The sequence below is a fragment of the Pseudomonas sp. D3-10 genome, from assembly GCF_051132175.1.
Lineage (GTDB): Bacteria > Pseudomonadota > Gammaproteobacteria > Pseudomonadales > Pseudomonadaceae > Aquipseudomonas.
The window spans coordinates 264,208-289,886 of the sequence record NZ_CP071668.1 but is presented as its reverse complement, the minus strand read 5'-3'; the positions used below and the strand labels follow the sequence as shown (position 1 = coordinate 289,886).

Annotated in this window: 22 protein-coding genes; 9 read left to right on the top strand and 13 right to left on the bottom strand. The window is 62.1% G+C overall.

The window, feature by feature from the left end; all coding sequences use genetic code 11:
- Both J3P90_RS01235 and J3P90_RS01230 read left to right on the top strand, forming a co-directional pair.
- Complete coding sequence (locus tag J3P90_RS01235; RefSeq protein WP_434675721.1) at nt 1–1,257, top strand: SDR family oxidoreductase; 1,257 nt, start codon at nt 1–3, stop codon at nt 1,255–1,257.
- Nucleotides 1,254–1,721, top strand: a complete 468-nt coding sequence (locus J3P90_RS01230; protein ID WP_420766464.1) for a DUF2269 family protein — start codon at nt 1,254–1,256, stop codon at nt 1,719–1,721. The genes J3P90_RS01235 and J3P90_RS01230 overlap by 4 nt, the downstream gene beginning before the upstream one ends.
- A 39-nt stretch (nt 1,722–1,760) precedes the next feature.
- Here J3P90_RS01230 and J3P90_RS01225 read toward each other — a convergent pair whose 3' ends face one another.
- Nucleotides 1,761–2,417, bottom strand: a complete 657-nt coding sequence (locus J3P90_RS01225) for an HAD family hydrolase (protein ID WP_420766465.1) — start codon at nt 2,415–2,417, stop codon at nt 1,761–1,763.
- A 143-nt stretch (nt 2,418–2,560) separates the two neighbouring features.
- On the opposite strand from J3P90_RS01225, the gene J3P90_RS01220 reads away from it, so the two are divergent.
- Together J3P90_RS01220 and ptsP are read left to right on the top strand one after the other, a co-directional pair.
- Entirely contained in the window at nt 2,561–3,040 is a 480-nt protein-coding gene (locus J3P90_RS01220) for an RNA pyrophosphohydrolase (RefSeq protein WP_003186867.1), read from the top strand.
- A 22-nt stretch (nt 3,041–3,062) separates the two neighbouring features.
- The gene (gene ptsP, locus J3P90_RS01215; RefSeq protein ID WP_420766466.1) at nt 3,063–5,342 is read left to right on the top strand and encodes a phosphoenolpyruvate--protein phosphotransferase; all 2,280 of its coding nucleotides are present in this window, start codon (nt 3,063–3,065) and stop codon (nt 5,340–5,342) included.
- Between the two features lie 122 nt (nt 5,343–5,464).
- Here the strand turns inward: ptsP and J3P90_RS01210 are convergent, their stop codons facing one another.
- On the bottom strand, nt 5,465–6,211 hold the full coding sequence (locus J3P90_RS01210; protein ID WP_420766467.1) for an NRDE family protein: 747 nt from the start codon (nt 6,209–6,211) through the stop codon (nt 5,465–5,467).
- A 265-nt stretch (nt 6,212–6,476) separates the two neighbouring features.
- Between J3P90_RS01210 and J3P90_RS01205 the strand changes: the two genes are divergently transcribed.
- The 3 genes from J3P90_RS01205 to J3P90_RS01195 all read left to right on the top strand — a co-directional run bounded on the left by J3P90_RS01205 (nt 6,477) and on the right by J3P90_RS01195 (nt 9,158).
- Entirely contained in the window at nt 6,477–7,259 is a 783-nt protein-coding gene (locus tag J3P90_RS01205) for a sulfite exporter TauE/SafE family protein (RefSeq protein WP_434675720.1), read from the top strand.
- 68 nt (nt 7,260–7,327) lie between these two features.
- On the top strand, nt 7,328–8,137 hold the full coding sequence (gene lgt, locus J3P90_RS01200; protein ID WP_420766468.1) for a prolipoprotein diacylglyceryl transferase: 810 nt from the start codon (nt 7,328–7,330) through the stop codon (nt 8,135–8,137).
- 49 nt (nt 8,138–8,186) lie between these two features.
- Nucleotides 8,187–9,158 carry a thymidylate synthase gene (locus tag J3P90_RS01195; RefSeq protein WP_434675719.1) on the top strand — a complete coding sequence of 324 codons (972 nt, stop codon included), beginning with the start codon at nt 8,187–8,189 and terminating at the stop codon, nt 9,156–9,158.
- A gap of 121 nt (nt 9,159–9,279) precedes the next feature.
- Here the strand turns inward: J3P90_RS01195 and cadR are convergent, their stop codons facing one another.
- Nucleotides 9,280–9,726: a Cd(II)/Pb(II)-responsive transcriptional regulator gene (cadR, locus tag J3P90_RS01190; RefSeq protein ID WP_434675718.1), complete on the bottom strand. Its 447-nt coding sequence runs from the start codon at nt 9,724–9,726 to the stop codon at nt 9,280–9,282.
- Between the two features lie 85 nt (nt 9,727–9,811).
- Between cadR and J3P90_RS01185 the strand changes: the two genes are divergently transcribed.
- A complete protein-coding gene (locus J3P90_RS01185; protein WP_434675717.1) occupies nt 9,812–12,031 on the top strand; it encodes a heavy metal translocating P-type ATPase in 2,220 nt (739 codons plus the stop codon).
- A gap of 254 nt (nt 12,032–12,285) precedes the next feature.
- Here the strand turns inward: J3P90_RS01185 and J3P90_RS01180 are convergent, their stop codons facing one another.
- The 3 genes from J3P90_RS01180 to J3P90_RS01170 are packed head-to-tail and all read right to left on the bottom strand — an operon-like array spanning nt 12,286 to nt 17,494.
- Complete coding sequence (locus J3P90_RS01180; RefSeq protein ID WP_434561262.1) at nt 12,286–15,333, bottom strand: efflux RND transporter permease subunit; 3,048 nt, start codon at nt 15,331–15,333, stop codon at nt 12,286–12,288.
- Entirely contained in the window at nt 15,330–16,394 is a 1,065-nt protein-coding gene (locus J3P90_RS01175) for an efflux RND transporter periplasmic adaptor subunit (protein WP_434675716.1), read from the bottom strand. The genes J3P90_RS01180 and J3P90_RS01175 overlap by 4 nt, the downstream gene beginning before the upstream one ends.
- Nucleotides 16,391–17,494, bottom strand: a complete 1,104-nt coding sequence (locus J3P90_RS01170; RefSeq protein ID WP_434675715.1) for an efflux RND transporter periplasmic adaptor subunit — start codon at nt 17,492–17,494, stop codon at nt 16,391–16,393. The genes J3P90_RS01175 and J3P90_RS01170 overlap by 4 nt, the downstream gene beginning before the upstream one ends.
- A 120-nt stretch (nt 17,495–17,614) precedes the next feature.
- On the opposite strand from J3P90_RS01170, the gene J3P90_RS01165 reads away from it, so the two are divergent.
- Nucleotides 17,615–18,775: an AAA family ATPase gene (locus J3P90_RS01165; RefSeq protein ID WP_434675714.1), complete on the top strand. Its 1,161-nt coding sequence runs from the start codon at nt 17,615–17,617 to the stop codon at nt 18,773–18,775.
- A 523-nt stretch (nt 18,776–19,298) separates the two neighbouring features.
- Here J3P90_RS01165 and J3P90_RS01160 read toward each other — a convergent pair.
- The 7 genes from J3P90_RS01160 to J3P90_RS01130 all read right to left on the bottom strand — a co-directional run bounded on the left by J3P90_RS01160 (nt 19,299) and on the right by J3P90_RS01130 (nt 25,655).
- Complete coding sequence (locus J3P90_RS01160; protein ID WP_420766480.1) at nt 19,299–20,081, bottom strand: MetQ/NlpA family ABC transporter substrate-binding protein; 783 nt, start codon at nt 20,079–20,081, stop codon at nt 19,299–19,301.
- A gap of 217 nt (nt 20,082–20,298) precedes the next feature.
- Nucleotides 20,299–21,234 carry a sigma 54-interacting transcriptional regulator gene (locus tag J3P90_RS01155; RefSeq protein WP_434675713.1) on the bottom strand — a complete coding sequence of 312 codons (936 nt, stop codon included), beginning with the start codon at nt 21,232–21,234 and terminating at the stop codon, nt 20,299–20,301.
- Between the two features lie 46 nt (nt 21,235–21,280).
- Entirely contained in the window at nt 21,281–21,862 is a 582-nt protein-coding gene (locus J3P90_RS01150) for an alpha/beta hydrolase (RefSeq protein WP_420766482.1), read from the bottom strand.
- Nucleotides 21,863–22,057: 195 nt separating this feature from the next.
- Entirely contained in the window at nt 22,058–22,303 is a 246-nt protein-coding gene (locus J3P90_RS01145; protein WP_420766483.1) for a DUF2789 domain-containing protein, read from the bottom strand.
- 116 nt (nt 22,304–22,419) lie between these two features.
- Nucleotides 22,420–23,355, bottom strand: a complete 936-nt coding sequence (locus tag J3P90_RS01140; protein WP_434675712.1) for a sulfotransferase family protein — start codon at nt 23,353–23,355, stop codon at nt 22,420–22,422.
- Entirely contained in the window at nt 23,343–24,128 is a 786-nt protein-coding gene (locus J3P90_RS01135) for an aspartyl/asparaginyl beta-hydroxylase domain-containing protein (RefSeq protein WP_434675711.1), read from the bottom strand. Before J3P90_RS01135 ends, J3P90_RS01140 begins: the two co-directional genes overlap by 13 nt.
- Before the next feature lie 12 nt (nt 24,129–24,140).
- The gene (locus J3P90_RS01130) at nt 24,141–25,655 is read right to left on the bottom strand and encodes a TolC family protein (protein WP_420766486.1); all 1,515 of its coding nucleotides are present in this window, start codon (nt 25,653–25,655) and stop codon (nt 24,141–24,143) included.
- Nucleotides 25,656–25,679: the final 24 nt, after the last annotated feature.

Here is a 25,679-nt window from a genome sequence, read left to right as displayed (position 1 = left end):
ATGAAAATCCTACTGGTGGGAGGCAGCGGCTTTATTGGACGCCACCTGCTGAGGGCGCTGCACGGCGCCGGCCACTCGATCATCGCGACCCGTCGTGAACCCGGGCCGCCGAGTTCGCCTGGGGTTGAATGGCGGCAGCTGGATCTCGGCGTATTGTCGGCCGACCCGGCACATTTCGTCCTCCCTACGGACGTTGATTTGCTGATCAACGCGGCCGGCTTGCTCAGCGTGGATGCCCAGGCGCTGAGTCTGGTCCAGGATCGTGGCGCGTGCGCGTTGTTCGAGCAGGCCGCACGCCGTGGCGTTCGCATCTTGCAGATTTCCGCACTGGGCGCGAGCGCTCAATCCGACGTGCCGTTCCTGGCAAGCAAGGGACGGGCTGACGAATATCTGTCCAGCCTCCACATCCCATCGGTTGTGCTGCGGCCTTCGTTGGTGGTGGGGCCAGGCGGCGCGAGCAGTGGCTGGATGGAGGGCCTTTCACCGTGGCCACTGATTCCCTTGCTGGATCTGACGGCGCGCATCCAACCCGTGCATATCGATGACCTGACGGGCGCGGTGCTCGCCCTGCTGCGGCAATGGCCAACCGAGTCGGTGGTGGTGCCGCTGGTGGGACCCCAGCCGATGACGCTGGCCCGGCTCATCGATCATTTGCGAGCCGCGCAGGGCTGGGAGCCGGCACGCTACATCAAGGCGCCTGCGCTGTTGACCGAAGTGGGCAGCCGGATGGGGGACCGGTTCGGCTGGCGAGCGTTGAACCGGCAAAGCGTGGCCCTGGCACAACGGGACAACCTGGCCGACCCCGAGGTGCTCGCATCAATCTGCGGATATCACGCCGCCCCCGTACAGACCCGCTTGCAGGGGTGGCCCGCCGTCGCCCAGAGCAGCCTTCGGGCGATCCGCCCGTTGATGCTGGCGGTGCTCGCACTCATCTGGTTGGGAACCGCCGTGGTATGCCTCGGCCCAGGCTTCGACTGGGGCCTGCGCATCATGGCCGAAGCCGGCGTGTACGGCGCCTGGGCCAAGCTTGCGGTCGTCAGCGGCGCGCTGCTTGATGGCGCGCTGGGCGTGGGCATGCTGTTCAAACGCTGGCGCCAACAGGCATTGCGGCTGCAGTTGGGTCTGATGCTCGGCTATACGCTGTGCATCAGCTTTATCCTGCCGCACTATTGGTTCGACCCTTTTGCGGCTGTCGCCAAGAATCTGGTATTGGTGGTCGCGACGTTATGGTTGCTTTGGACTGAGCCCCGCCGATGAGCATCTACTTGCTGTTGAAAACCCTGCACATCCTGTCTTCCACCATCCTGTTCGGCCTGGGCGCCGGGTCTGCCTACTACGCGCTCCGCGCCTGGCGCAGCGGCAAGGTTGAAGTCATCGCTGTCACCTTCAAGCATCTGGTTTTCGCCGATTGGGCATTCACCGCCACCACCGCCGTATTTCAGCCACTGAGCGGACTGGCCCTGATGCACATCGCCGGCTGGCAATTGCAACAGAGCTGGTTGGTGTGGAGCATTGGCCTTTATTGCCTGGCGGGCGCCTGCTGGCTGCCAGTGGTCTGGTTGCAGATCCGCGTACACAAGATGGCCGAGCAAGCCTTGCGGGACGGCACACCCATGCCAATCAAGGCCGCCACCTACATGCGCTGGTGGTTTGCGCTGGGCTGGCCGGCGTTCCTGGCATTCATGGCGATTTTCTACCTGATGGTAGCCAAGCCCGCGTAAGCGGCCCGCCGGTGTTTGCCCGGCGGGCCGCAGTGAGATTCAGTCGCGCAAACTGATGACCGGCCAACCACGCTTCTGGGCCTCGGCCCGAAGGTTCGGGTCCGGGTCGACCGCCACCGGATGCGTCACCGCTTCCAGCAGCGGCAGGTCGTTCATCGAATCGCTATAAAAGTAGCTATCGTCGAGGCAATACCCAGTCTCTTCCAGCCAACGGTTCAACCGGGTCACCTTGCCCTCGCGAAAGCAGGGAATATCGGTGCTGCGGCCACTGTAACGGCCATCGATCATCTCGCATTCGGTGGCGATCAGGGTTTCTACTCCGAGTCGCTCGGCGATCGGCGCGGTGACGAAGCGATTGGTGGCGGTGATGATCACCAGTTTGTCGCCGGCGTCACGGTGTTTCTTCAACAGCGCGATCGCTTGGGGCAATACGATAGGTTCGATGCAGTCGCGCATGTAATCGAGGTGCCACTGTGCCAGCACTTCCATCTCGGTACGACCCAGGATTTCCAGGCAAAAATTCAGGTACGCGGCGTTGTCGAGCTTACCCGCCAGGTAGTCCTGGTAGAACTCATCGTTGCGTGCCTTGTAGCTCACGGCATCGAGGAAGCCGCGTTCGCACAGGTAATCGCCCCAGGCGTGATCGCTGTCACCGCCCAGCAGCGTGTTGTCCAAGTCGAATAAAGCCAGCCGCATTGCAGTTACTCGCTGAAATATCTGAAGAAAGGCGCCCAGAATACGTACTTTTCACAAGAGTGCACATAAGCTCGGCAGTCTCGTTGCTGCTTTCACAACCTTTGTGGAACAATGCGGCGACATGCGTTTGCGAGGTTGTTGCCGTGATCGATCCCGATGGTTTCCGTCCCAATGTGGGGATCATTCTTACGAATGATGCTGGGCAGGTGCTATGGGCACGCCGTATCAATCAAGACGCCTGGCAGTTTCCCCAGGGTGGGATCAACCCCCAGGAGACGCCGGAAGAAGCTTTGTACCGTGAGTTGAATGAAGAAGTCGGGCTGGAGCGTGAAGATGTCGAAATACTCGCCTGCACCCGAGGCTGGTTGCGCTATCGTTTGCCGCAACGCCTGGTCAGGACGCACAGCCAACCACTGTGCATCGGCCAGAAGCAGAAATGGTTTCTCCTGCGCCTGATCTCCAATGAGCAGCGGGTGCGGATGGATTTGACCGGTAAACCGGAGTTCGATGGCTGGCGCTGGGTCAGTTATTGGTATCCGTTGGGCCAGGTGGTGACATTCAAGCGCGAGGTGTATCGACGCGCTCTCAAAGAGCTTGCCCCGCGCCTGCTGACGCGCGACTGACGACGGAGTTCGACCCCGAGCCATGCTCAATACGCTGCGCAAGATCGTCCAGGAAGTTAACGCCGCCAAGGATCTCAAGGCGGCGTTGGGCATTATTGTATTGCGCGTCAAAGAGGCCATGGGCAGCCAAGTCTGCTCGGTCTACCTGCTTGACCCCGAGACCAACCGTTTTGTGCTCATGGCCACCGAGGGCTTGAACAAGCGCTCCATCGGCAAGGTCAGCATGGCGCCCAATGAAGGCCTGGTCGGCCTGGTCGGCACGCGGGAAGAACCCCTGAACCTTGAAAACGCCGCGGACCACCCGCGCTACCGCTACTTCGCGGAAACGGGTGAAGAGCGCTATGCGTCTTTCCTCGGCGCGCCGATCATTCACCACCGCCGCGTCGTCGGCGTGTTGGTCATCCAGCAGAAAGAGCGCCGCCAGTTCGATGAGGGTGAAGAAGCCTTCCTCGTCACCATGAGCGCGCAACTGGCCGGGGTTATCGCCCATGCCGAGGCCACCGGTTCGATCAGCGGCCTTGGCCGCCAGGGCAAGGGCATCCAGGAAGCCAAGTTCGTCGGCGTGCCAGGTTCCCCGGGCGCGGCGGTGGGCACCGCAGTGGTCATGTTGCCGCCCGCCGACCTCGATGTGGTGCCTGACAAGGCCATCGCCGACATCGACGCCGAGCTCGGTTTGTTCAAGACCGCCATCGAAGGCGTGCGGGCCGACATGCGTGCCCTTTCGGCCAAGCTGGCGACGCAGTTGCGCCCCGAAGAGCGCGCGCTGTTCGACGTTTACCTGATGATGCTTGACGATGCGTCCCTGGGCAGCGAAGTCACCACGGTCATCAAGACCGGCCAATGGGCCCAGGGCGCGTTGCGCCAGGTGGTGACCGACCACGTCAATCGTTTCGAGTTGATGGACGACGCCTACCTGCGCGAGCGCGCCTCCGACGTCAAGGACCTCGGTCGGCGGTTGCTGGCTTATTTGCAGCAAGAGCGCCAGCAGACCCTGGTCTATCCCGACAACACCATCCTGGTGAGCGAGGAGTTGACCCCGGCGATGCTCGGCGAAGTGCCGGAGGGCAAGCTGGCGGGCCTGGTCTCGGTGCTCGGTTCGGGCAACTCCCACGTGGCGATCCTGGCCCGGGCGATGGGCATCCCGACGGTCATGGGCGTGGTGGACCTGCCGTACTCCAAAGTCGACGGCATCCAGATGATCGTCGACGGCTACCACGGCGAGGTCTACACCAACCCCAGCGACGTGCTGCGCAAGCAGTTCGCCGACGTGGTGGAAGAAGAAAAGCAACTGTCCCTGGGACTCGATGCGCTGAAGGACCTGCCGTGCGTGACGCTCGACGGCCACCGCATGCCGCTGTGGGTCAATACCGGCCTGCTGGCCGATGTCGCCCGGGCGCAGAAACGTGGCGCCGAGGGCGTGGGCCTGTATCGCACCGAAGTGCCGTTCATGATCAACCAGCGCTTCCCCAGCGAAAAGGAACAGCTGGCGATCTACCGCGAGCAACTGTCGGCGTTCCATCCGCAGCCGGTGACCATGCGCAGCCTGGACATTGGCGGCGACAAATCCCTGTCCTATTTCCCGATCAAGGAAGACAACCCCTTCCTCGGCTGGCGCGGCATTCGCGTGACGCTCGACCACCCGGAAATCTTCCTGGTCCAGGCGCGCGCGATGCTCAAGGCCAGCGAAGGCCTGAACAACCTGCGCATCCTGTTGCCGATGATTTCCGGCACCCATGAGCTGGAAGAAGCGCTGCACCTGATTCACCGGGCCTGGGGCGAAGTGCGCGATGAAGGCACCGACGTGCCGATGCCACCCGTCGGGGTAATGATCGAAATTCCGGCGGCGGTGTACCAGACCAAGGAACTGGCGCGGCAGGTGGACTTCCTGTCGGTAGGCTCCAACGACCTGACCCAGTATTTGCTGGCCGTGGACCGCAACAACCCTCGGGTGGCCGACCTGTACGACTACCTGCACCCGGCGGTGCTGCAGGCCCTGCAGACAGTGGTCCGTGATGCCCATGCAGAAGGCAAGCCGGTGAGCATCTGCGGCGAAATGGCCGGCGACCCGGCGGCGGCGGTGCTGCTGATGGCGATGGGCTTCGACAGCCTGTCGATGAACGCCACCAACCTGCCGAAAGTGAAGTGGATGCTGCGCCAGATCAACCTCAGCAAGGCCCAGGAACTGCTGGCGGAGCTGATGACCATCGACAATCCGCAGGTGATCCACAGCTCCTTGCAGTTGGCGCTGAAGAACCTTGGGTTGGCGCGGATGATCAATCCGGCTTCGAGCAAGACCCTCTAGGCACGAGCACCTGTGGCGAGGGAGCTTGCTCCCGCTGGGCTACGAAGTAGCCCCCGCTTTTATTGGGCGGGCTTCGCCCACCAGCGGGAGCAAGCTCCCTCGCCACGGGTTCCTTGCTGCATTCAAACGATTAGCTCCACCTCCCCCAAATGCCCCCCATGGGGCCCGAAACTGCGCTCGACCATCTGCCGCGTTCCATCGGCATGGACGATCAGCGCCGTGCTCGCCCGCGTCCCGTAGGCCGGGCTGGCGATAAAGACACTCGACAGCAGCATTTCCGTCGCCAGCCCCACACCAGTGTCCGGCAACTCGGCCACTGGGGCCGGTTGCGGATCGCTCAACAGCGCCAGCAAGGCCTGGGGGTGCGGGTCATGCAATACCTCACTCAACGCAGCCCGGGCCTTGAGCAACTTGGGCCAAGGCGTGTTCAGCCCAGCGTTCGACAAGCCATAGACCCCTTCAGCCAACTGCTGAGGTCGGGCATCGCGTGCGTTGTAGTGCCACAGCTGCGTGCCGTCGCCAAGCAGCAGGTTGAAGCCGCCGTACTCGCCGGCACGCGGCACCACGTCGCTTAGATAATCAGCGATCGACAGATCCCCGATCAGGAACCGCGCCACCAGCTCGCCGCGAGACTTGAATGCTGGTAGCTGACCGGGGTCGCGGATGTTGGTCAGGGCCGCGAAGCGAGCGCCGGCACCTACGCCAAGCCAGGTGCCGCCAGCCTCCAGGTCACGACCGGCATGGACATGGGGCGCGTCGGGCCACTGGGCCAGGGGCAAGGTCGGTCGCGCGTAGAACTCGTCGCGGTTGGCCGCGACGATCAGCGGCTGGGCGTGGCCAGGGCGCCAGGCAAATACGATCAGGCACATCAGGTTGTCCTGTTAAGAATGAAGCTGAACAACACCGCTTTTGTGGCGAGGGAGCTTGCTCCCGCTGGGCTACGAAGTAGCCCTAAAAACCTCGTTGGGTGGGCGTCGCCCACCAGCGGGAGCAAGCTCCCTCGCCACAAAGGCTATTCGTCGCATCCCCACCACTCTACCCATACATCACTGACGCATCCATCGCCTTCAGTGGAGCCCAGGCCCCTCGATCCGTTACCATGCGCTCTTATTTGCGATGGTCGAGGCAACGCTGGTGGAATTTGTGCTCTATCTGCTGCTCGGCGCCTGTGCCGGGGTGCTGGCCGGGCTGTTCGGCGTGGGGGGCGGCATGATCATCGTCCCGGTGTTGGTGTTCAGTTTTACCCTGCAGGGGTTCGATCCGCAGGTATTGACGCACCTGGCCGTGGGCACTTCCCTGGCGTCGATCATCTTCACTTCGGTGAATGCCGTGCGCGAGCATCATCGAAAAGGGGCCGTACGCTGGCAGATCTTTAACTGGATGACCGTCGGGATCCTGATCGGTGCCGGTTTCGGCGCGATTACCGCCGAAGCGATTTCCGGTCCGCACCTGCAAAAAATCATTGGTGTGTTCGCCATGCTCGTCGCCGCGCAACTGGCCTGGGATTTCAAGCCAAAGGCCAGCCGCACGGTACCGGGCAAGGTTGGCTTGTCCCTGGCCGGCACGGTGGTCGGCTGGGCCTCGGCGATTTTTGGCATCGGTGGCGGTTCGCTGACCGTACCGTTCCTGACCTGGCGCAGCGTACCGATGCAACAAGCGGTGGCGACTTCTTCGGCCTGTGGATTGCCCATCGCCCTGGTCAGTGCGTTAAGTTTCATGATTCTGGGGTGGCAGGATCCACTGTTGCCACCCCATAGTCTCGGTTTTGTGTATTTGCCGGCGCTGCTGGGCATCGCCCTGACGAGCATGGTCTTCGCTCGCGTCGGCGCGAGGTTGGCCCACCGTTTGTCGCCGCGCTTGCTCAAGCGGCTGTTCGCCGCCTTGCTGTTCAGCGTGGGCTTGAGTTTCCTGCTCTGACACAATCCTGGCTTAATCCCGAGGTGGCAGCGTCGCCCGGGAATTTTTGACGTTCATGAGGAATGCCCATGCTGCCTTACCCGCAGATCGATCCGGTGGCCCTGGCCATCGGTCCGCTGAAAATCCACTGGTACGGCCTGATGTACCTGATCGGTATCGGTGGCGCCTGGCTGCTGGCGTCGCGGCGGCTCAACCGCTTCGACCCGACCTGGAACAAGGAAAAGCTCTCCGACCTGGTGTTCTGGTTGTCCATGGGGGTGATCGTCGGCGGACGCCTGGGCTACGTCCTGTTCTACGACCTGAGCGCCTATCTGGCCAACCCGACGTTGATATTCGAAGTCTGGAAGGGCGGCATGTCATTCCACGGTGGGTTCATCGGCGTGATGCTGGCGGCGCTGTGGTTTGGCAAGCGCAACAACAAATCGTTTTTCGAGCTGATGGACTTCGTCGCGCCGATGGTGCCGATCGGTCTGGGGGCCGGGCGCATCGGCAACTTCATCAATGCCGAGCTGTGGGGCAAGCCGACCGACGTACCGTGGGCGATGATCTTCCCACCGTTCAGTGACCCGTCGCAGTTGCCGCGCCACCCGTCGCAGCTCTATCAATTCGCCCTCGAAGGCGTGGCACTCTTCCTGATTCTCTGGCTGTTTTCGCGCAAGCCGCGACCGACCATGGCGGTGTCGGGCATGTTCGCGCTGTTCTATGGCATCTTTCGCTTCATCGTCGAGTTCGTCCGCGTCCCGGACGCCCAGCTCGGCTATCTGGCGTGGAACTGGCTGACCATGGGCCAGGTGCTGTGCCTGCCGATGATCATTGGCGGTCTGGCGCTGATCTGGCTGGCCTATCGTCGCGCGCCGGCTGCAGTGGCCAAGGTTTAAAAATTCGAACCCCGGGGCACGGCCTCGGGTTCAAGGACACAGGTAATCCATGAAGCAATATCTCGATCTGGTGGCCCACGTCATCAAGAACGGCACCAAGCAAGCCAACCGCACCGGCGTGAACACCATCAGCTTCCCTGGCGCCATGCTGCGCTATGACCTGAAGGAAGGCTTTCCCGCCATCACCACCCGCAAGATGGCCTTCAAATCGGCCATTGGCGAGATGTGCGGTTTCCTCCGTGGCGTGAATAACGCCGCCGAGTTCCGCGCCCTGGGCTGCAAGGTCTGGGACCAGAACGCCAACGAAAACGCCCAATGGCTGGCCAACCCATTCCGCCAGGGCGAAGACGACCTGGGCGAGATCTACGGCGTGCAATGGCGCAAATGGCCGGCCTACAAACAGATCCCCCTGAGCAACCCGGCGGCCATCGAGCAGACGCTCGTCCAGGGTTACCGCCAGATCGCCGAGGGCGAAGAAAACGGCCAGGCCTACGTGGTGCTGTACAAAGCCATCGACCAGGTTCGCCAGTGCGTCGACACCATCATCAAGGACCCGGGCAGCCGGCGCATCCTGTTCCACGGCTGGAACTGCGCCCAGCTCGATGAAATGGCATTGCCGCCGTGCCATTTGCTCTACCAGTTCCACCCGAATGTCGAGACGAAGGAAATCTCCCTGACCCTCTACATCCGCTCCAACGACCTGGGCCTGGGCACGCCATTCAACCTCACCGAGGGCGCCGCGCTGCTGAGCCTGATCGGTCGCCTGACCGGCTACATGCCGCGCTGGTTCACCTATTTCATCGGCGATGCCCACGTCTATGAAAACCACCTGGACATGCTCAACGAACAGCTCACCCGCGAGCCGTTCCCGATGCCCAAGCTGGTGATTTCCGAGCGTGTACCGGAATTCGCCAAGACCGGCGTGTACCAGCCGGAGTGGCTGGAACAGGTGGAGCCGAGCGATTTTTCCCTGGAAGGCTACCAGCACCATGCGCCGATGACCGCGCCGATGGCGGTCTAAAAAAAGCACCCTTCCCTGTGGAGCGAGCCTGCTCGCGATAGCGTCCTCACATTCAATACTTATGTGACTGATCCACCGCTATCGCCAGCAGGCTCGCTCCCACATTGGTTTTCCTTGCCGCTCAATGCCCATGGCTCCTGCCTACATGGGAATGCTCCACATCCGGCGCTACCGCCCCGCTCACTTCCAGCCGCTGCAAAATCCCACATTGGTCCAGATCCGGCCCTTCGTCACAGCGATGGCGCAGGTCGATCAGTTGTGCCTGCAACGCCATCAGGCCATCGATGCGGGCCTTGACGTGATGGATGTGCTCGTCGATCAGTGCATTGACGCTTTCGCACTGGTCCTGGGGGCTGTCGCGCAGGGCCAGGAGGCTGCGGATTTCTTCCAGGGTCATGTCCAAGGTGCGGCAGTTGCGGATGAACGTCAGCCGCTCGGCATGGGCCTGGGTGTAGACGCGGTAATTGCCGTCGCTGCGGGCCGGCTCCGGCAACAGGCCCTCACGTTCGTAGTAGCGGATGGTTTCCACCTGGCAGTCGGTGATTTTCGCCAGTTCTCCGATTTTCATGATGCAGCCTCCGAAATAGGTGCTTGACCCTATAGTGGCTACAGGGTCTTTACTGCGCAACAGGTACTTTTCATGGACGTCCCCGATGAGCGATTCCCTTCACCTTCATAACCCCGACCACGGCCACGGCCACGGGCATTCCTGCTGTGCTGCTAAAGCAGCACCGTCGGTGGTCAACCTCGGCAAAACACCGACGGACGGTGCGCGGCTGAGCAGCTTTCGCATCCAGGCCATGGATTGCCCTACCGAGCAAACGCTGATCCAGAACAAACTCGGCAAGCTCGAAGGCGTGCAACAGCTGGAATTCAACCTGATCAACCGGGTATTGGGCGTGACCCACGACTTGCCCAGCGACACCCCGATCATCAAAGCGATCGAGTCCCTCGGAATGCAAGCCGAGGCGTTGGCCGACGGCCAGGAGAACCCCACCCACACCCCACCCGCCCCAGCCAAGCCTTGGTGGCCGTTGGCACTGTCCGGCGTGACGGCATTGGCTGCCGAGGTGATTCATTTCACCAATGCCGCGCCGAACTGGGTGGTGGCGCTGGTTGCATTGGTCTCGATTCTCAGCGGCGGCCTCGGCACCTACAAGAAGGGCTGGATTGCCCTGAAAAACCTCAACTTGAACATCAACGCCTTGATGAGCATTGCCGTGACCGGCGCCGTGCTCATCGGCCAATGGCCGGAAGCGGCGATGGTGATGTTCCTGTTTACCGTGGCCGAGCTGATCGAGGCGAAATCCCTCGACCGGGCGCGCAACGCCATCAGCGGCCTGATGCAAATGGCGCCGGAGCAAGCCACGGTGCAACAGGCCGACGGCACGTGGCAGGTAGAGGACGTAAAAACCATCGCCCTCGACGCAAGGGTGCGGGTTCGTCCTGGCGAGCGGGTTGGGCTGGACGGTGACGTGGTCGCTGGACGCTCGACCATCGATCAGGCACCCATTACTGGTGAAAGCCTGCCGGTGGAAAAAACCGTGGGCGACAAAGTGTTCGCCGGCACGATCAACCAGGCCGGTGAACTGGAATACACCGTGACCGCCGTCGCCGACCAGTCCACCCTGGCGCGGATCATTCACGCCGTGGAGCAAGCCCAGGGTTCCCGGGCGCCGACCCAGCGTTTCGTTGATCAATTCTCGAAAATCTACACCCCGGCGGTGTCTGCCCTGGCCCTGGCCATGGCGGTCATCCCACCGCTGCTCATGGACGCGAGCTGGTTCGACTGGATCTACCGCGCACTGGTCCTGCTGGTGGTGGCCTGCCCTTGTGCGTTGGTGATTTCCACCCCGGTGACCATCGTCAGCGGCCTGGCGGCTGCGGCGCGCAAAGGCATATTGGTCAAGGGCGGCGTTTACCTTGAGGGTGGCCACAAACTCGATTATCTGGCTTTGGACAAGACCGGCACGATTACCCATGGCAAACCGGTACAGACCGATTACGTGCTGCTGGACCCGGCTCTGGAGACGGCGGTCCCGGCCCTGGCCGCCAGCCTCGCGGCGCGCTCAGACCATCCGGTATCCCAGGCGATTGCCGAGGCGGCTGTGGATAAAAACCAGCCGCAGCAGACTGTGGATAACTTTGCGGCGCTCCCTGGGCGCGGCGTCCGTGGCGACATCGGTGGCCAGACGTATCACCTGGGCAATCATCGCCTGGTGGAAGACCTTGGCCTCTGCTCCCCTGAGCTTGAAGAGAAGCTCCTCGCCCTGGAAAAACAAGGCAAATCCGTGGTGTTGCTGCTCGACAGCACAAAACCCTTGGCGCTGTTTGCCGTCGCGGACACCGTCAAGGATTCCAGCCGCGAAGCCATCCGGCAACTGCATGACCTGGGTATCAAGACGGTGATGCTGACCGGCGACAATGCCCACACCGCCGAAGCGATCGCTAGGCAGGTGGGCATAGATCAGGCCCGAGGCGACCTGCTGCCAGAGGACAAGCTACACGCCATCGAAAGTCTTTACGCCCAAGGCCACCGCGTCGGCATGGTCGGCGACGGCATCAACGACGCCCCGGCGCTTGCCCGCTCGGAAATCGGTTTCGCCATGGCGGCGGCCGGCACCGACACGGCCATCGAGACCGCCGACGTGGCCTTGATGGACGATGACCTGCGCAAGATTCCGGCATTCATCCGGCTGTCGCGGCAGACGTCCAGTATCCTGAAGCAGAACATCATCCTGGCGCTGGTCATCAAGGCGATCTTTCTCGGCGTCACCTTCGCCGGGTTAGCCACCATGTGGATGGCGGTGTTTGCCGACATGGGGGTGAGTCTGCTGGTGGTGTTCAATGGGTTGCGGTTGTTGCGCAAGTAAAAATTGCGCGCTGCCGAGACCAGACACCTGACCTGTGGCGAGGGGATTTATCCCCGCTGGGCTGCGAAGCAGCCCCAAAAGGCTGCAAACCCGGTGTATCAGGTTGAATGAGGTTGTTTTCTTTGGGGCTGCGGTGCAGCCCCAAAAGGCTGCAAACCCGGTGTATCAGGTTGAATGAGGTTGTTTTCTTTGGGGCTGCGGTGCAGCCCAGCGGGGATAAATCCCCTCGCCACATCTGACAGTACTCGGCCGCCTCAATCACGCTTCGGCTCGCGGATCTTGTACCAGGCCACGTACAACGCCGGCAGGAACAGCAGCGTCAGCAGCGTGGCGACGATGATGCCGCCGATCATCGCGTAGGCCATCGGCCCCCAGAACACTTCCCGGGCAATCGGGATCATCCCCAGGCTCGCCGCGGCAGCTGTCAGCAGGATCGGCCGGCGCCGATGCTCGGTGGCTTCCACCACGGCGTCCCACGGCTCGTAGCCGTCACGCTCATACTCATCGATCTGGGTCACCAGGATCACCGAGTTACGGATGATGATGCCGATCAGCGCGAGGATGCCCAGGATCGCCACGAAGCCCATGGGCGTGCCCGTCGGCACCAGCGCCAGCACCACGCCAATCAGGCCCAACGGCGCGACGCTCGCCACCAGAAACAGCTTCTGCACGCTGTGCAGCTGGATCATGAGGAACGTCGCCATCAAGAACAGCATCAGCGGCACAACGCTGGCGATTGGCCCTTGGGCCTTGCTGCTTTCTTCCACCGTACCGCCGGTGGCGATCTTGTAGCCCACTGGCAATTTGGCGGCGAATTTGTCGATGTCCGGTTGCAGTTGCCGCACCAGGTCCGTGGGCTGGATTTCATCGCGCACGGCGGCCTTGATGGTGATGGTGGGCTTGCGGTCGCGACGCCACACCAGCGGCTGCTCCAGCTCGTAACGCACCGTGGCGAAGGCCAGCAATGGAATCGACGTGCCGCTCGGGGTAACGATCTGCAGATTCTGCAGGGTTTCCGGCGAGCCGCGCTCGGCATCTTCGGCGCGCCCTACCACGTCGATCAGATAGATATCGTCGTTGACCTGGGTCACCGGCGAGCCGCTGACGATGCTGTTCATCAGCCGGGCGACATCGTCCGAAGACAGGCCCAATTGCCGCGCCTTGTCTTGGGCGATGTCGATGCGCAGCACTTTGCCTGGCTCGTTCCAGTCGTAGATGATTTCGCCGATGTGGGAGTTCTTGTCCAGCTCGGTGGCCAGCTCGATGGCGTGCTTGCGCACCTGGTCGATGTCCTTGCCGCTGACGCGATACTGGATCGGACGGCCCACCGGCGGGCCCATTTCCAGGGCCTGCACGTAGCTGCCAATGCCGACGAAATCCTCCCGCAGGCGTTTCTGCAGACGTTCGGTCAGGGCCGCGCGCGACTCCAGGCCCTTGCTGACGATCACCAGTTGCGCGTAGTACGGATTTTGAAGCTGTTGGTCCAGCGGCAGATAGAAACGAATCGCGCCTTCGCCGATGTAAGTACTCCAGCGCGCGATGTCCGGGTCATCCTTGAGGGTCGCTTCCAGGCGATCGACCGCCTTGCGCGTCTCGTCCATCGAGGCGTTCTGCGGCAGGTTGAGGTCCACCAGGATCTCTGGGCGGTCCGAGGACGGGAAGAACTGGTTCTGCACGAAGCGCATGCAGAACACCGCCAACGCAAACAGCAACACCGTGATGCCAATGGCCCACCAGCGATTGCGCATCGCCCACAACAGGCCACCGTTGAAGGCCCGACCAATGCGCCCCGGCTCGGCGCTGTGGGGTTTGATGTTGGTGCTCAGGATGTGCACGCCGATCACCGGCGCAAACAGCACCGCGACGATCCATGACACCAGCATCGCCACGGCAATCACGGCGAACAGGGTGAAGGTGTATTCGCCCGCCGAACTGGCGTTCAGGCCGATGGGCACGAAACCGGCCACGGTCACCAGGGTCCCGGTGAGCATGGGGAAGGCGGTCGAGGTATAGGCAAAGGTGGCGGCCTGGTCCTTGGTGTCGCCTTTCTCCAAGCGGGTGACCATCATCTCCACGGTGATCATTGCATCGTCCACCAGCAGGCCCAGGGCGATGATCAGCGCGCCGAGGGAGATCCGCTGCATGGTGATGCCGCTGTATTCCATGAAGACAAAAACCATCGCCAACACCAGCGGGATCGAGCAGGCCACCACCAGCCCCGCCCGGATGCCGAGGCTGATGAAACTGACGACGAGCACGATGATGACCGCCTCGAACAACGCGCTGGTGAAGCCGCCGACGGCCTCCTCCACCACTTCGGCCTGGTCCGACACCGTGTGCACGCCGACGCCCACCGGAAGGTCGGCGGTCAGTTCGTTCATGCGTGCATGCAGGGCCTTGCCGAATTCCTGGATGTTGCCGCCCTTCTTCATGGCGATGGCCAAGCCAATGGCCGGCGTGCCGTTGAAGCGGAACATCGGTGTGGCGGGGTCGACGTAGCCACGGCGGATATCGGCGATGTCGGCCAGTCGATAAAAGCGGTCGTTGAGTCGCAGGTTGACGTTGGCCAGGTCCTTTTCCGACTGGAACTGGCCCGAGGTGCGCACGGAAATCCGCTCTGGCCCGGCGTCGATCACACCGGCCGGGGTCACCGCGTTCTGCGATTGCAGGCTCTGCACCACTTGGCGCTGGTCGATTCCCAGCGCCGCGAGTTTGCGGGTGGAGAAATTCAGGTACAGCACTTCGTCCTGCTCGCCGACCATTTCCACCTTGCCCAGGCCAGGCACCTCGCGGATCTCGGCACGTACTTGCTCCACGTAGTCGCGCAACTGACGCATCGACAAGCCGTCGCCGGTGAAGGCATACACCGAGCCATAGACGTCACCGAACTCGTCATTGAATCCCGGCCCTTGGAGGCCTTCCGGGAAATCGCCGCGAATGTCGTTGATCTTCTTGCGGACCTGGTACCAGATCTCGGGAATCTCTTCGGCGCCAGTGGTATCGCGCAGATAGACGAATACCGTCGATTCCCCGGGTCGGGTGTAGCTCTTCACATAATCGAGGGAGTCGAGCTCTTCGAGTTTTTTCTCGATGCGGTCCGTGACCTGCTTGAGGGTTTCTTCCTGGGTCGCGCCAGGCCAGCGCGTCTGGATGACCATGGTCTTGATGGTGAACGAGGGGTCCTCTTCGCGGCCCAGATTCAGGTACGAAAACACGCCCATCAGCAACGCGACGAACATCAGGTACCACACGAACGACTGATGCCGCAGGGCCCATTCCGATAAGTTGAAAGGCCCTTTCATCGTGCGTCCTCGTCGAGTTTCACTTTTTGCCCCGGCTGGAGACTGTTCACCCCAGCGCTGACCACGCGGTCGCCGGGCTTGATGCCGTTGGCCACCAACACCGAGCCGTCCGACCGTTCCAGCACTTGCACGTCCCGTGGCGAAACCGTCTGGTCCTGCGGGTTGATCAGCCAGATTCGCGTCTTGCCATCAACCTCTTGCAAGGCGCTGAGCGGCAGTTCGATGCGTGGCTCGATGGCCGAGCTCAGGGTCACGCTGATCGCCGTGCCCAGGCGAAATCCCGGTGGAGTATCGGTCAGCGTCAGGCGCGCGCGACGGGTGCGGGTGGCGCTCTGGGCCTGGGGCTCGATCTCGCGCACGATGGCCGTGGTGCGGGTCGCCGGGTCCAGTTGCGCGGCGACTTCGAACACCACGTCCTCGGGCAGGCGCTCGGCCAGCCCGGCGGGCAGGTCGATCACCGCTTCCTTCACGTCGGGCCGGGCCAGGGTCACTACTTGCTGGCCGGCGGTCACCACTTGCCCCGCCTCGGCATTCCAGGCCGTGACAACAGCGTCATGGTCGGTATGCAGCTCGCTGTAGTTGAGCTGGTCGCGGGCTTGCTCCACCGAGGCCCGGGCCTGCTCCAGGGACGCCGCGGTGGTTTTCAGGTCCGTCTGGGCGATGTCCAGTTGCGCCTGGGCACCGACCCCTCGGTCGAATAATTGTTGCTGCCGGCGAGCGTTGGCCTGGGCATTGATGTACTGCGCCTGGATCCGCGCGAGATCGCCTTGGGCGGCGCGCAATTGGTTCTGCTGATCAGTGGGATCGAGGGTCGCGAGCAGGTCGCCCTTCTTCACCTCGGCGCCGACATCGACGTTGCGGCTGGCAATGCGGCCCGGCACCCGGAACCCCACGTTGGTCTCGTAACGCGCCTGGATATTCCCCGCGAAACGTCCCAGCGCCTGTTGGTCCAAAGCCCGGACTTCGATGGACAACACCGGTCGCACCGGCTCCGGCGGCGCCTCTTCCTTCGAACAGGCGGCCAGCAGCAGGCCGGCCAAGACCATCCACAAGCGCTTCATGGCTGGGCTCCTGTCGGGGCTTTGGCGTGGTTGTTTTCGGCGACCTCGACGCGCACGCCAGGATGGAGCAACTGCCCGCCGGCAATGATGACCTTCTCGCCGCCCTTGAGCCCGTCGCTGATGATGACCTTGCCGGTCAAGTAACGACCGACCGTGACCGTATGCAGTTGCGCCTTGCCTTCGTCGTCCACCAGCCACACGGCGGGCTCGCTGAGGTTCTTGGTCAGTGCCGACCAGGGCAGTTCCACGGCCGTCTTTCCGGCGGACTTGGCCGTGGCGCTGACCACGGATCCCAGGCGCATGCCTTCAGGCAAGTCATGAAGCGTGACCTTGACCTGCACGGTGCCGGTCTCGGCGGACACCGCCGGGGTGATCTCACGCACCGTACCGGTGGTCTTGATAGCAGGGTTGTCCAGCAGACTGATGGTGATAGCCGGGTCCGACGGCGGTTCGCGCAGCAGAGATTCATAGATGTTGAACACTGCGTCACGTTCACCGTCCCTGGCCAGGCTGAAGATCGGCTCGGTGGCCTGGACCACCTGGCCGACTTCCGCCTGGCGTGCCGTGATGATGCCAGGCGCCTCGGCGATCAGCGCGGTGTAGCTCAGCTGTTCGCGAGCATTGGCCAGTTGTGCCTGGGCCGCCGTCAGCGCGCTCTGGCTACTGCGCAGTTGAGCCTGGGCCGCGTCGTATTCACTCTGGCTGGTATAGCCTTTGGGCAAGAGCTTTTGCTGGCGCACAAAGGCGGCGGCGCTCTGCTTGACCCGCGCCTGTTCGGCGGCCACCTGGGCTTCGGCGGAGTCGACGTTGGTCTGCAAGTCGCGAGGATCGAGCCGGGCCAACACTTGCCGGGCCGAGACCCGGTCACCGACGTCAACCTTGCGCTCGATGATCTTGCCGCTCACGCGAAACGAGAGGTCGGCCTGAACGCGGGCCTGGACATCGCCGGTCAGCGTCACGGAGGCCGCGTATTCGCTGGGCGTGGCTTGCTGTATGAACACCCGTGGCAAGGCTTTTTCCTCGGGTTTCTTATCACCGCACCCCGTCAACAACGCACACACGCCCAAGCCAACAATCAATTTGATTCCGGGACCAGTCATGCAGACTCCTTTGCGTTGTACCGACGTACCAGTGACGATACGACTCTGAGCTTAGAACAGGGTTCACCGAATGCACGGCAATCAGGCAGACTTGATTGCGACCACGCAAAGGAAATATGCATGCTCAAGACATTGGCGGTGGCCAACTACCGATCCATCAATAAATTGGTCATCCCGTTGGGTCGGTTGAACTTGATCACCGGCCCTAACGGCAGCGGCAAATCCAATCTGTACAGGGCCTTGCGACTGTTGGCGGAGACGGCGCAGGGCGGAGTGGTAAATGCCTTGGCCCGTGAAGGCGGGCTGGATTCGACCTTCTGGGCCGGCCCCGAAGAAATCAGCCGGCGCATGCGCAACGGCGAAGTGCCAGTGCAGGCGGTCGTGCGTCAGGGCACCAAGCGCCTGCGCCTGGGATTCGCCGGTGAAGACTTCAGCTATTCGATCGCGCTCGGCCTGCCAGCGCCCAGTCAATCGGCGTTTTCACTGGACCCGGAAATCAAGCGCGAGTGCATCTGGGCCGGCCCCGTGTTCCGACCGGCCAGCCTGCTGGTGGACCGCAACGGGCCGATGGTCCGTGCCCGCGAAGGCCGTTCGTGGGATGTCCTGTCCCAGCACACCCCGACCTTCGATAGCCTGTTCGACCAGGTCGGCAGCCTGCGTGCTTCGCCGGAAGTGCTGCAAATGCGTGAATTCATCCGCCGCTGGCGTTTCTATGATCACTTTCGCAGCGACGCCGACGCCCCGGTGCGCCAACCGCAACTGGGCACACGCACACCGGTGTTGCATCACGATGGGCGCGATTTGGCCGCAGCCCTCCAGACCATTCTTGAAATCGGTGACGTCGACGCGTTGCATGGGGCCATCGGCGATGCGTTCCCCGGTGCCCATCTGCACATCGACAAGTTGCAAGGCGGACGTTTCGCCATCGCGTTCCAGCAACACGGCCTGCTACGGCCGCTGACCGCCGCCGAACTGTCGGACGGGACCCTTCGCTACCTGCTGCTCGTGGCCGCGCTGCTCACACCGCGACCGCCGTCGCTGATGGTGCTCAACGAACCGGAAACCAGCCTGCACCCCGACCTGTTGCCGGCCCTGGCGCGCTTGATCATCCGCGCTTCGGCCAGTTGCCAGGTCTGGGTCGTATCCCACGCCTCGCGCCTGATTGCCGCGCTGGAACAGGATGAGGACTGCAATTGCATCGTGCTGGAAAAAGATTTCGGGCAGACGGGAATCGTCGGGCAGCTGGCACTGGATGAGCCGGCGTGGCACTGGCCGGATTAACCGCCGCCCCCTGTGGCAAGGGAGCGCCAAGGGTTATACCCATCTGAAAACCCACCCTACGATTTGCCGTGGCGAAAGAAGGCGACTACTTTCCTTCGCTGTAGGAAAGCTCTTTTTTTCGCAATGCCCCTCCAAGGATGCTCCGCTTTTGGCCAGACTCCTGGCTGAACACACAAGGAAGAAAAACATGGCTGACGTAAAAGTGCCGCAGCGACTGGAACCGCAGGACATAGTCAAATTATTGGTGGCGTTGCGCCGGGCGTTGAAGACCAGAATGGCCTGATTTTCGCCTTTGATCTTGTGGCGAGGGAGCTTGCTCCCGCTGGCCTGCGTAGCAGGCCCCCAGCCGTCCTTCATGCAGATCGCATTAGCGGGTTTTGCGACTGCTGCGCAGCCGAGCGGGAGCAAGCTCCCTCGCCACAGGTAATCCTGTCCCTGACCCAAGCAATCTTTCGAGCATAAAAAACGCCGACGCTGTATCAGCCGTCGACGTTTGAAACCGTAACAGGGTTTACCGCGCGAATCAGAACGCCGGCAGTACCGCGCCGCTGTACTTCTTCTCGATGAACGCCTTCACTTCCGGGCTGGTCAGGGCCTTGGCCAGTTTCTGGATGGCGTCGCTGTCCTTGTTGTCCGGACGGGCGACCAGGAAGTTAACGTAAGGCGAATCCGAACCTTCGATCACCAAAGCGTCCTTGGCCGGGTTCAGGCCTGCTTCCAAGGCGTAGTTGGTGTTGATCATGTCCAGGTCAACCTGATCCAGCACGCGCGGCAACATGGCCGATTCCAATTCCTTGAACTTGAAGTTCTTCGGGTTCTCGGCGATGTCTTTCGGCGTCGCCAAGGCGTTTTTCGGATCCTTGAGTTTGATCAGGCCAGCCTTCTGCAGCAGGATCAGGGCCCGGCCGCTGTTGCTGCCTTCGTTAGGGATGGCGATGGTTGCGCCGTCCTTCAGCTCAGCCAGGCTCTTGACCTTTTTCGAGTAGCCGCCAAACGGTTCGACGTGCACGCCGATTACGGTTACCAGATCAGTGCCTTTGCCTTCGTTGAAGCTCTTGAGGTACGGCAGGGTCTGGAAGTAGTTGGCGTCCAGGCGCTTTTGGTCAACCTGTACGTTGGGTTGAACGTAGTCGGTAAAAACCTTGATCTCCAGGTCCACGCCTTCTTTGGCGAGGGCTGGCTTGATCAGCTCAAGGATTTCGGCGTGGGGTACCGGGGTGGCTGCGACGACCAGCTTCTCTGCGGCCTGGACCAGGCCCGAGGTGAGGGCTGCCGCCAATGCGGTGAACAACAGAACCTTTTTCATGCGGTGTCCTTATCGAAAATCACAGGCGTCATGGACGACGGCCATAAGTAAAGTGCCAGCGAAGTGCTATCGCTGGCGTGATGCGCAAGATACCGATAATTTTTATGCCTTAACAATATCTTTTATTCAAGTTCATATTCATTTTACTCATATAGGAAAACCGCAGATTTTTGTGACGAGGGAGCGAGCACCTTCGCCGCAGTTGAACGGGTCCGATCTAGAGCGTTTGGCTCAATTGAACGAGCCACGCTTTGAGGGCCAGGCGTTCGGTTTCCGAGCCATGGGCGATAACCTGCGCCGCCTGGAGGTCGATCAGTCCCAGGGCCGTTGGCCGGGACGGCAGGTTCAAATGCTCCGGCAAAATCTCGTCCCCCGTGCTCACCAGCAATGCAAAGTGAATGACGTTTTCCAACTCACGGGTATTACCCGGCCAGCTGTGCCCCTCAAGGGCATGCTGCGCCGCTTCACTGATCAGCGGCACCGTCAAACCGAGTCGCTGGCTGTAGATGCCCAAGAAGTATTCGGACAGGGACAGGATGTCGCCCACTCTTTCGCGCAAGGCCGGCAGCTCAAGCTGACCCTCGCAAAGGTAGCGGTAGAGCCGATCATGGAATTTTCCAGCCGACACCGCTTGCGCCAGATCGATACTGGTGGCCGCGACCAGGCGTACGTCCACCGGACTGGGCTGGTGCGCACCAACGCGAGTGACTTCATGGTTCTCCAGGGCCGCCAGCAATTTGATCTGGATCGGCAACGGCAAGTCGCCAATCTCGTCCAGGTAAAGCGTGCCGCCATTGGCCGAGCCGAACCACCCCGCCCGGCTGCTGGCCGAACCGCTATGGCTGCCAGCGGCGTAGCCAAACAACTCGGCATCGGCGTAAGTAGGGCTGATGGCGCCGCAATTGACTGAGACAAACAACCCGCCCCGATTGCTTTCGCGGTGGATGTGCCTGGCCAACAGCTCCTTGCCGGTGCCGGTTTCGCCGCGGATCAACACCGAGACCGAGCGCGGTGCCAATCGCTCCAGCTCCTGGCGTAACTGCCGCGAACGTGGGTCGACGAAAACCAGCGCCTTGGCGCGGATGCTCAGCGGGCTTTTTTCCGAGTCGGGAAAGGTCAGCAATGGCTGGCCAAAGGTTTCGTGCAAGGTCATGGCAGGCTCCCGCCCAAACCGCCGGGAGACGGAGGGCACTAAAAATTCAGGCACGACGCAGGGCGTGATGCTCCATGCGCGTTTGCAAGCGGTAGAGATAAGCGAAACCCTGCTCCCAACGCTGATGTCCGGATTTCACGTTGATATGCCCGGCCCCCGCCAGAATCCCGGCCTCGGCCCCCCAGTTGCGTGCAAGCTCCAGCGCGCGCGGGGCACTGACTGCCGCGTCGTTGTCGGAACTGACCACTTGGCTGGGGAATGGCAGCAGGTTCGTCGGGATCGGCGCGAAATTGCGCAACGCCGGGGCGCAGGCCGGCCGCTCCACATCCGCCGGTGCCACGAGCAACGCGGCGCGCACCTGTCGTAACAGCTGCACCGGAGCTGTAGCAGCCCAATGGGCAACCGTGATGCAACCCAGGCTGTGCGCGATGAGAATCACCGGCGTGCTGTCAGCGGCGATGGCTTCTGCCAGCGCGGCGACCCAATCTTCTCGGCGTGGCGTCAACCAGTCAGCCTGTTCGACCCGGGTGCTATTGGGCAGGCTGGCCTGCCAGTGGGTTTGCCAATGATTGTCTGGCGATCCTTGCCAGCCCGGCACAATCAGGTAGCGAATCGATTCGTTGCGCATGGGGCTCTCCCGCGTATCTGTTTGCGGACGAGTATAAGGAGGAGAGCTGCATTGCTTAAGGAATAAGAAGCTATTTATTAAGTCTTAAATAGCATAACTGATCAGCCCATGGGGAAGCGCGCTTGCTCGCGATCTGTTGTGTCTGGCATCGGCACTGATTGATAGTTCGCTAGCACAAGTATTGCAGCATAAGCCTCAACCACTTCGGCCCTTGCGCAGCAGCACGTCGAGCTGATCCACCACCACCGCCCAATCGGCATCTTCGAGAATTTCATCACGCAGCAATTGCCGCTGGCTCTCGTTCCAGAAGAAAGCGTCGGCCAGATGCAATTCGGGCTTGAGCGGCGAGTGGCTGGCGATGAATTGATCGATGCTGACGGCGTCGTCGGGCAGGCCGAGTTGTTTGAACAGCGCGGGAAGGTTATGGATCGGGGTTTCCATGCGAAACTCCTGAGCATGAAAGGATCGGCTGGGGAACTCTCGCAGTCTAGTCCTTTGAAGCGAACGCTGAACCCTTTGTGGCAAGCACCTTCACCGCAGAAGCGGGATCGCCTGGACTACAACGATCTCAACGCTTCATAGGGTGCCTGCGCCCAACGCCTGACCCGCTCATGCAACAGCGCCGAAGCCTCCCGGCGCTTGTCCTCGCTGTCGCCAGTGAACGCCTGCGCCGGCTGCTTGGCATGCTGCCCCACTTTTGCGAACACTCGCCTGCGTTGCTCATCATCAAGCCCGAAAAACGCCGCCAGCCTTCCCGTCATCGCCTCGGGCAGTTCGGTGTAGTCCACCGCCATTGCGGCAAACGCCTGGCAGTGCTCCAGACCTGTCGCCAACAAACGGCCCACCCGACGCGAGATGAAATCTTCCTGGCTGACGAAGGGTAATTCATCGTCGAGCACGCTCGCCCCGATCAACCCCGGCACCATGTGCATGCCAGGGCGGTGCAGATGGGAGACGGCAATTTCCAGCGGATCGCGGTACAGGAACAGCCGAGGCGTATCGGGAAAACATTCGCGCAACAGCGCCAATTCGCCGATGTTCCAGGCGTCGAGCTTGATCACCAGCCGTTGCTCCCCACCTCGACGGCGCTGCCCATAGGCCGACACCAAGCCCTTGAGCGCCACGCGCCGTCCGGCAGGCGGCAAATCACTGCGCAGCAGCGCATCCAGGGGCGGCGGCTCCGAGATGACGATGTGGTCATCCAGTTGGGCAAGCATCTGGCTGATCAGTGTCGAGCCGCATCGGGAGGCATGGAAGATGAATGCGCTGGGCGCCAGGCCGGGGCTCTGTCGCTGCCATTGGCCCAGGACGTCCAAGGGTGTCTGGCGGCGGAACACCAGGTTGAAGGGCAAGCGCAGGGCTTCTTCCACGGCATCGCCGAAGAACGGCTGCGACAGTCGTCGGTCACCGAACCAGCACCAATCGACTCGCCACTCACCGGCCTCCTGCCACACGCGGATCGGCAACCAGCCATCCAGCCTCAGGGCTTGCACTGGTCACTCCATTGTCGGCGACCGTGGCGCATGGCAGCCCGCAATTGCTGCCGGGTGAAATGCAGCCCTTGTTCCGCCCCAAGCGTCAGCGCGGTTTCAACGAAAGTGTCCAGGTCATGGAGGCCTTGCAACGCGCTGGCAAGCTGAGGATCGACCTCCACGCAATGCTGGAAACGGGCCAGGTCGCTTTGCCCAAAGACGGCTTCGGGTGTACTACGCAGCCCCTCGGCTATCTGCCGGTCCAACCATGGCCCGGGGCGACAATCGAGCACCAGATGGATTCGCGCCTGGTCGCCTTGATTGGCAACGCGATGAGGACGCGCCAGATCGAGAAACCAACATTCGCCCGCCTGCATCGCAATGGTCTGCCCGTCCAGCCAGAACGTAACCCCCGGCGAGCTCAGCAGCGGAACGTGCAGGCGCAGGTCGGCGTCCGGACCGCCCAGGTCATAGTCGCGATGCTCATGGATGAGACCACCCGGGCCCAACCGCAGCAGGCGGGCCGAGACGATATCCAGAGGCCAATCGGCCAATGCTTCTTGCCAGCGACCATCCTCTGACCAGGGCACGCGGTACACGGGCTTACCGTGTCCGGGCGACAGCTCGGTCAAGGCATCGGCAGCCGAGATCAACGCCACGCCGCTCCAATCACCGCTGTGATAGGCAGTGTTGAAATGCCCTCGCCAACGCTCGTCCTTGATGGCTGCCAGCGCTTGCAACAGCAACGGCAGGTTCACCGTGACGGGCAGGCGGGAAAACGCCGGGCGCGTCATGGCTGTGCCCGGTTATTGAGTCATCGTGGCTGTTTTCGGCAGCGTGATATCGCCCTGCGCCCAGGCCGCTTCGCGATTGGCCAACGCAGTGGCAATCGACTGCACTTCGGTGGACTGCACCTCGTTCGGCAATGGGTCGAGGCCGGCACTGGCGAAGATTTGTCCGTAGGCGTTGCGCAGGTCGGCATAGGCCAGGTCCCGCCGCAGGTCCGCCTGCAAGGTATTCAGCTCGCCTTGGATCAGGTCCAGTTCGCCAATACCCGCAGCCTGGTGACGGCTACGCAGTTGACCGACTATTTGCCCATCGATGTCCGACAGCTCCTGGCTGGTCTTGAACTGGCGCAGCGCTTCGCGGTAGTTGGCGTTGGCAACGTACAGCTGCGCCAACACGGCGATCGACATCGCCTGGCGCCGTGCCGCCGCGACTTCTTCACCGGCCTTGGCCACGTCGATAGCCGCTGGAGCGGAGATGACATTGAACAGGTTCCAGGTGACTTTGACGCCGTAGTCGGCCCAGCCCTGCTCCACCAGGAACGAGTTGCTGTCGTAATGCCCGCCGGCGGAAAATTCCAGCCCCGGCAGCAAGCGCAACATGGCCTTGCGAGTTTCCGCCGCAGTGATGCGGGTCTGGTAGTCCTGCTCGCGCAGTTCCGGCCGGCTGGCCAGCGCTTCCTGTTCGAGGCGAGCCAAATCGACCTTGAGTTCCGGGATGGCGTACTCATCCTGGGTCGCCAGGGTCAGCTCGGTGCCCAACGGCAGATTGATCAGGGTCGCCAGTTCGGTCTTGGCCAGGGACAAGGCCCGGCGCTGTTCTTCCAACTGACGGGTCGCCTGTATCAGCGAGCGCTGGTAACCCAAGGCCTGCACCGGGTCGCCGATGCGCTGCTCGCTCATGCTCTGGCTGTTGCCTCGCGCCGCCTCGACCCGGGCCATCAGGCTGTCGATCTGCTTGAGCAAACGTTCGGCGGCCATGGCTCGCCAGTAGGCCGAGCGCACATCCTGGACGATGGTATTGATCACCTTGCGCCGGCGTTCCTGCACGATCAATCTTTGGTCACCGGCCTGCTTGGCGCTGATGTAGCTGACGCCAAAATCGAGCACGTTCCAGACCATGGTCAGGTCCGCCACTTCGCGGTCGCGGTCTTGGGAGGTCGACGGTTCCAGGGACTGGGTGCCGGTCTCCACGCTCTGGCTGCTGGAGGCGCTGACGTTGTTACGCCCCACATAACCGGCATCGAGGGCCATGCGCGGCAGCATGTCGAAGCTGGCGAGGTCCAGCTGACGCTTGGCCAAGGCCTCTTCCATGATTTTCAGGCGGCCTTCGAGGTTGTACTTCACCGCGCGGGCCATGGCCTGGTGCAGCGTCAACGGACCACTGAGGGGCTCCTGGTCCTTGTACATATTCTGCAGGTCGTTCCGGGCGCGCTGTTCGCTGGTGCTTCGATCGATCGGCTCGCTGGTGACCGCACAACCGCTGATCACCAATGCCAGCAAACTCACACCGAATAACTTCTGACTTCTATTCATCCCTGGATTGCCCCTGGCTACCGT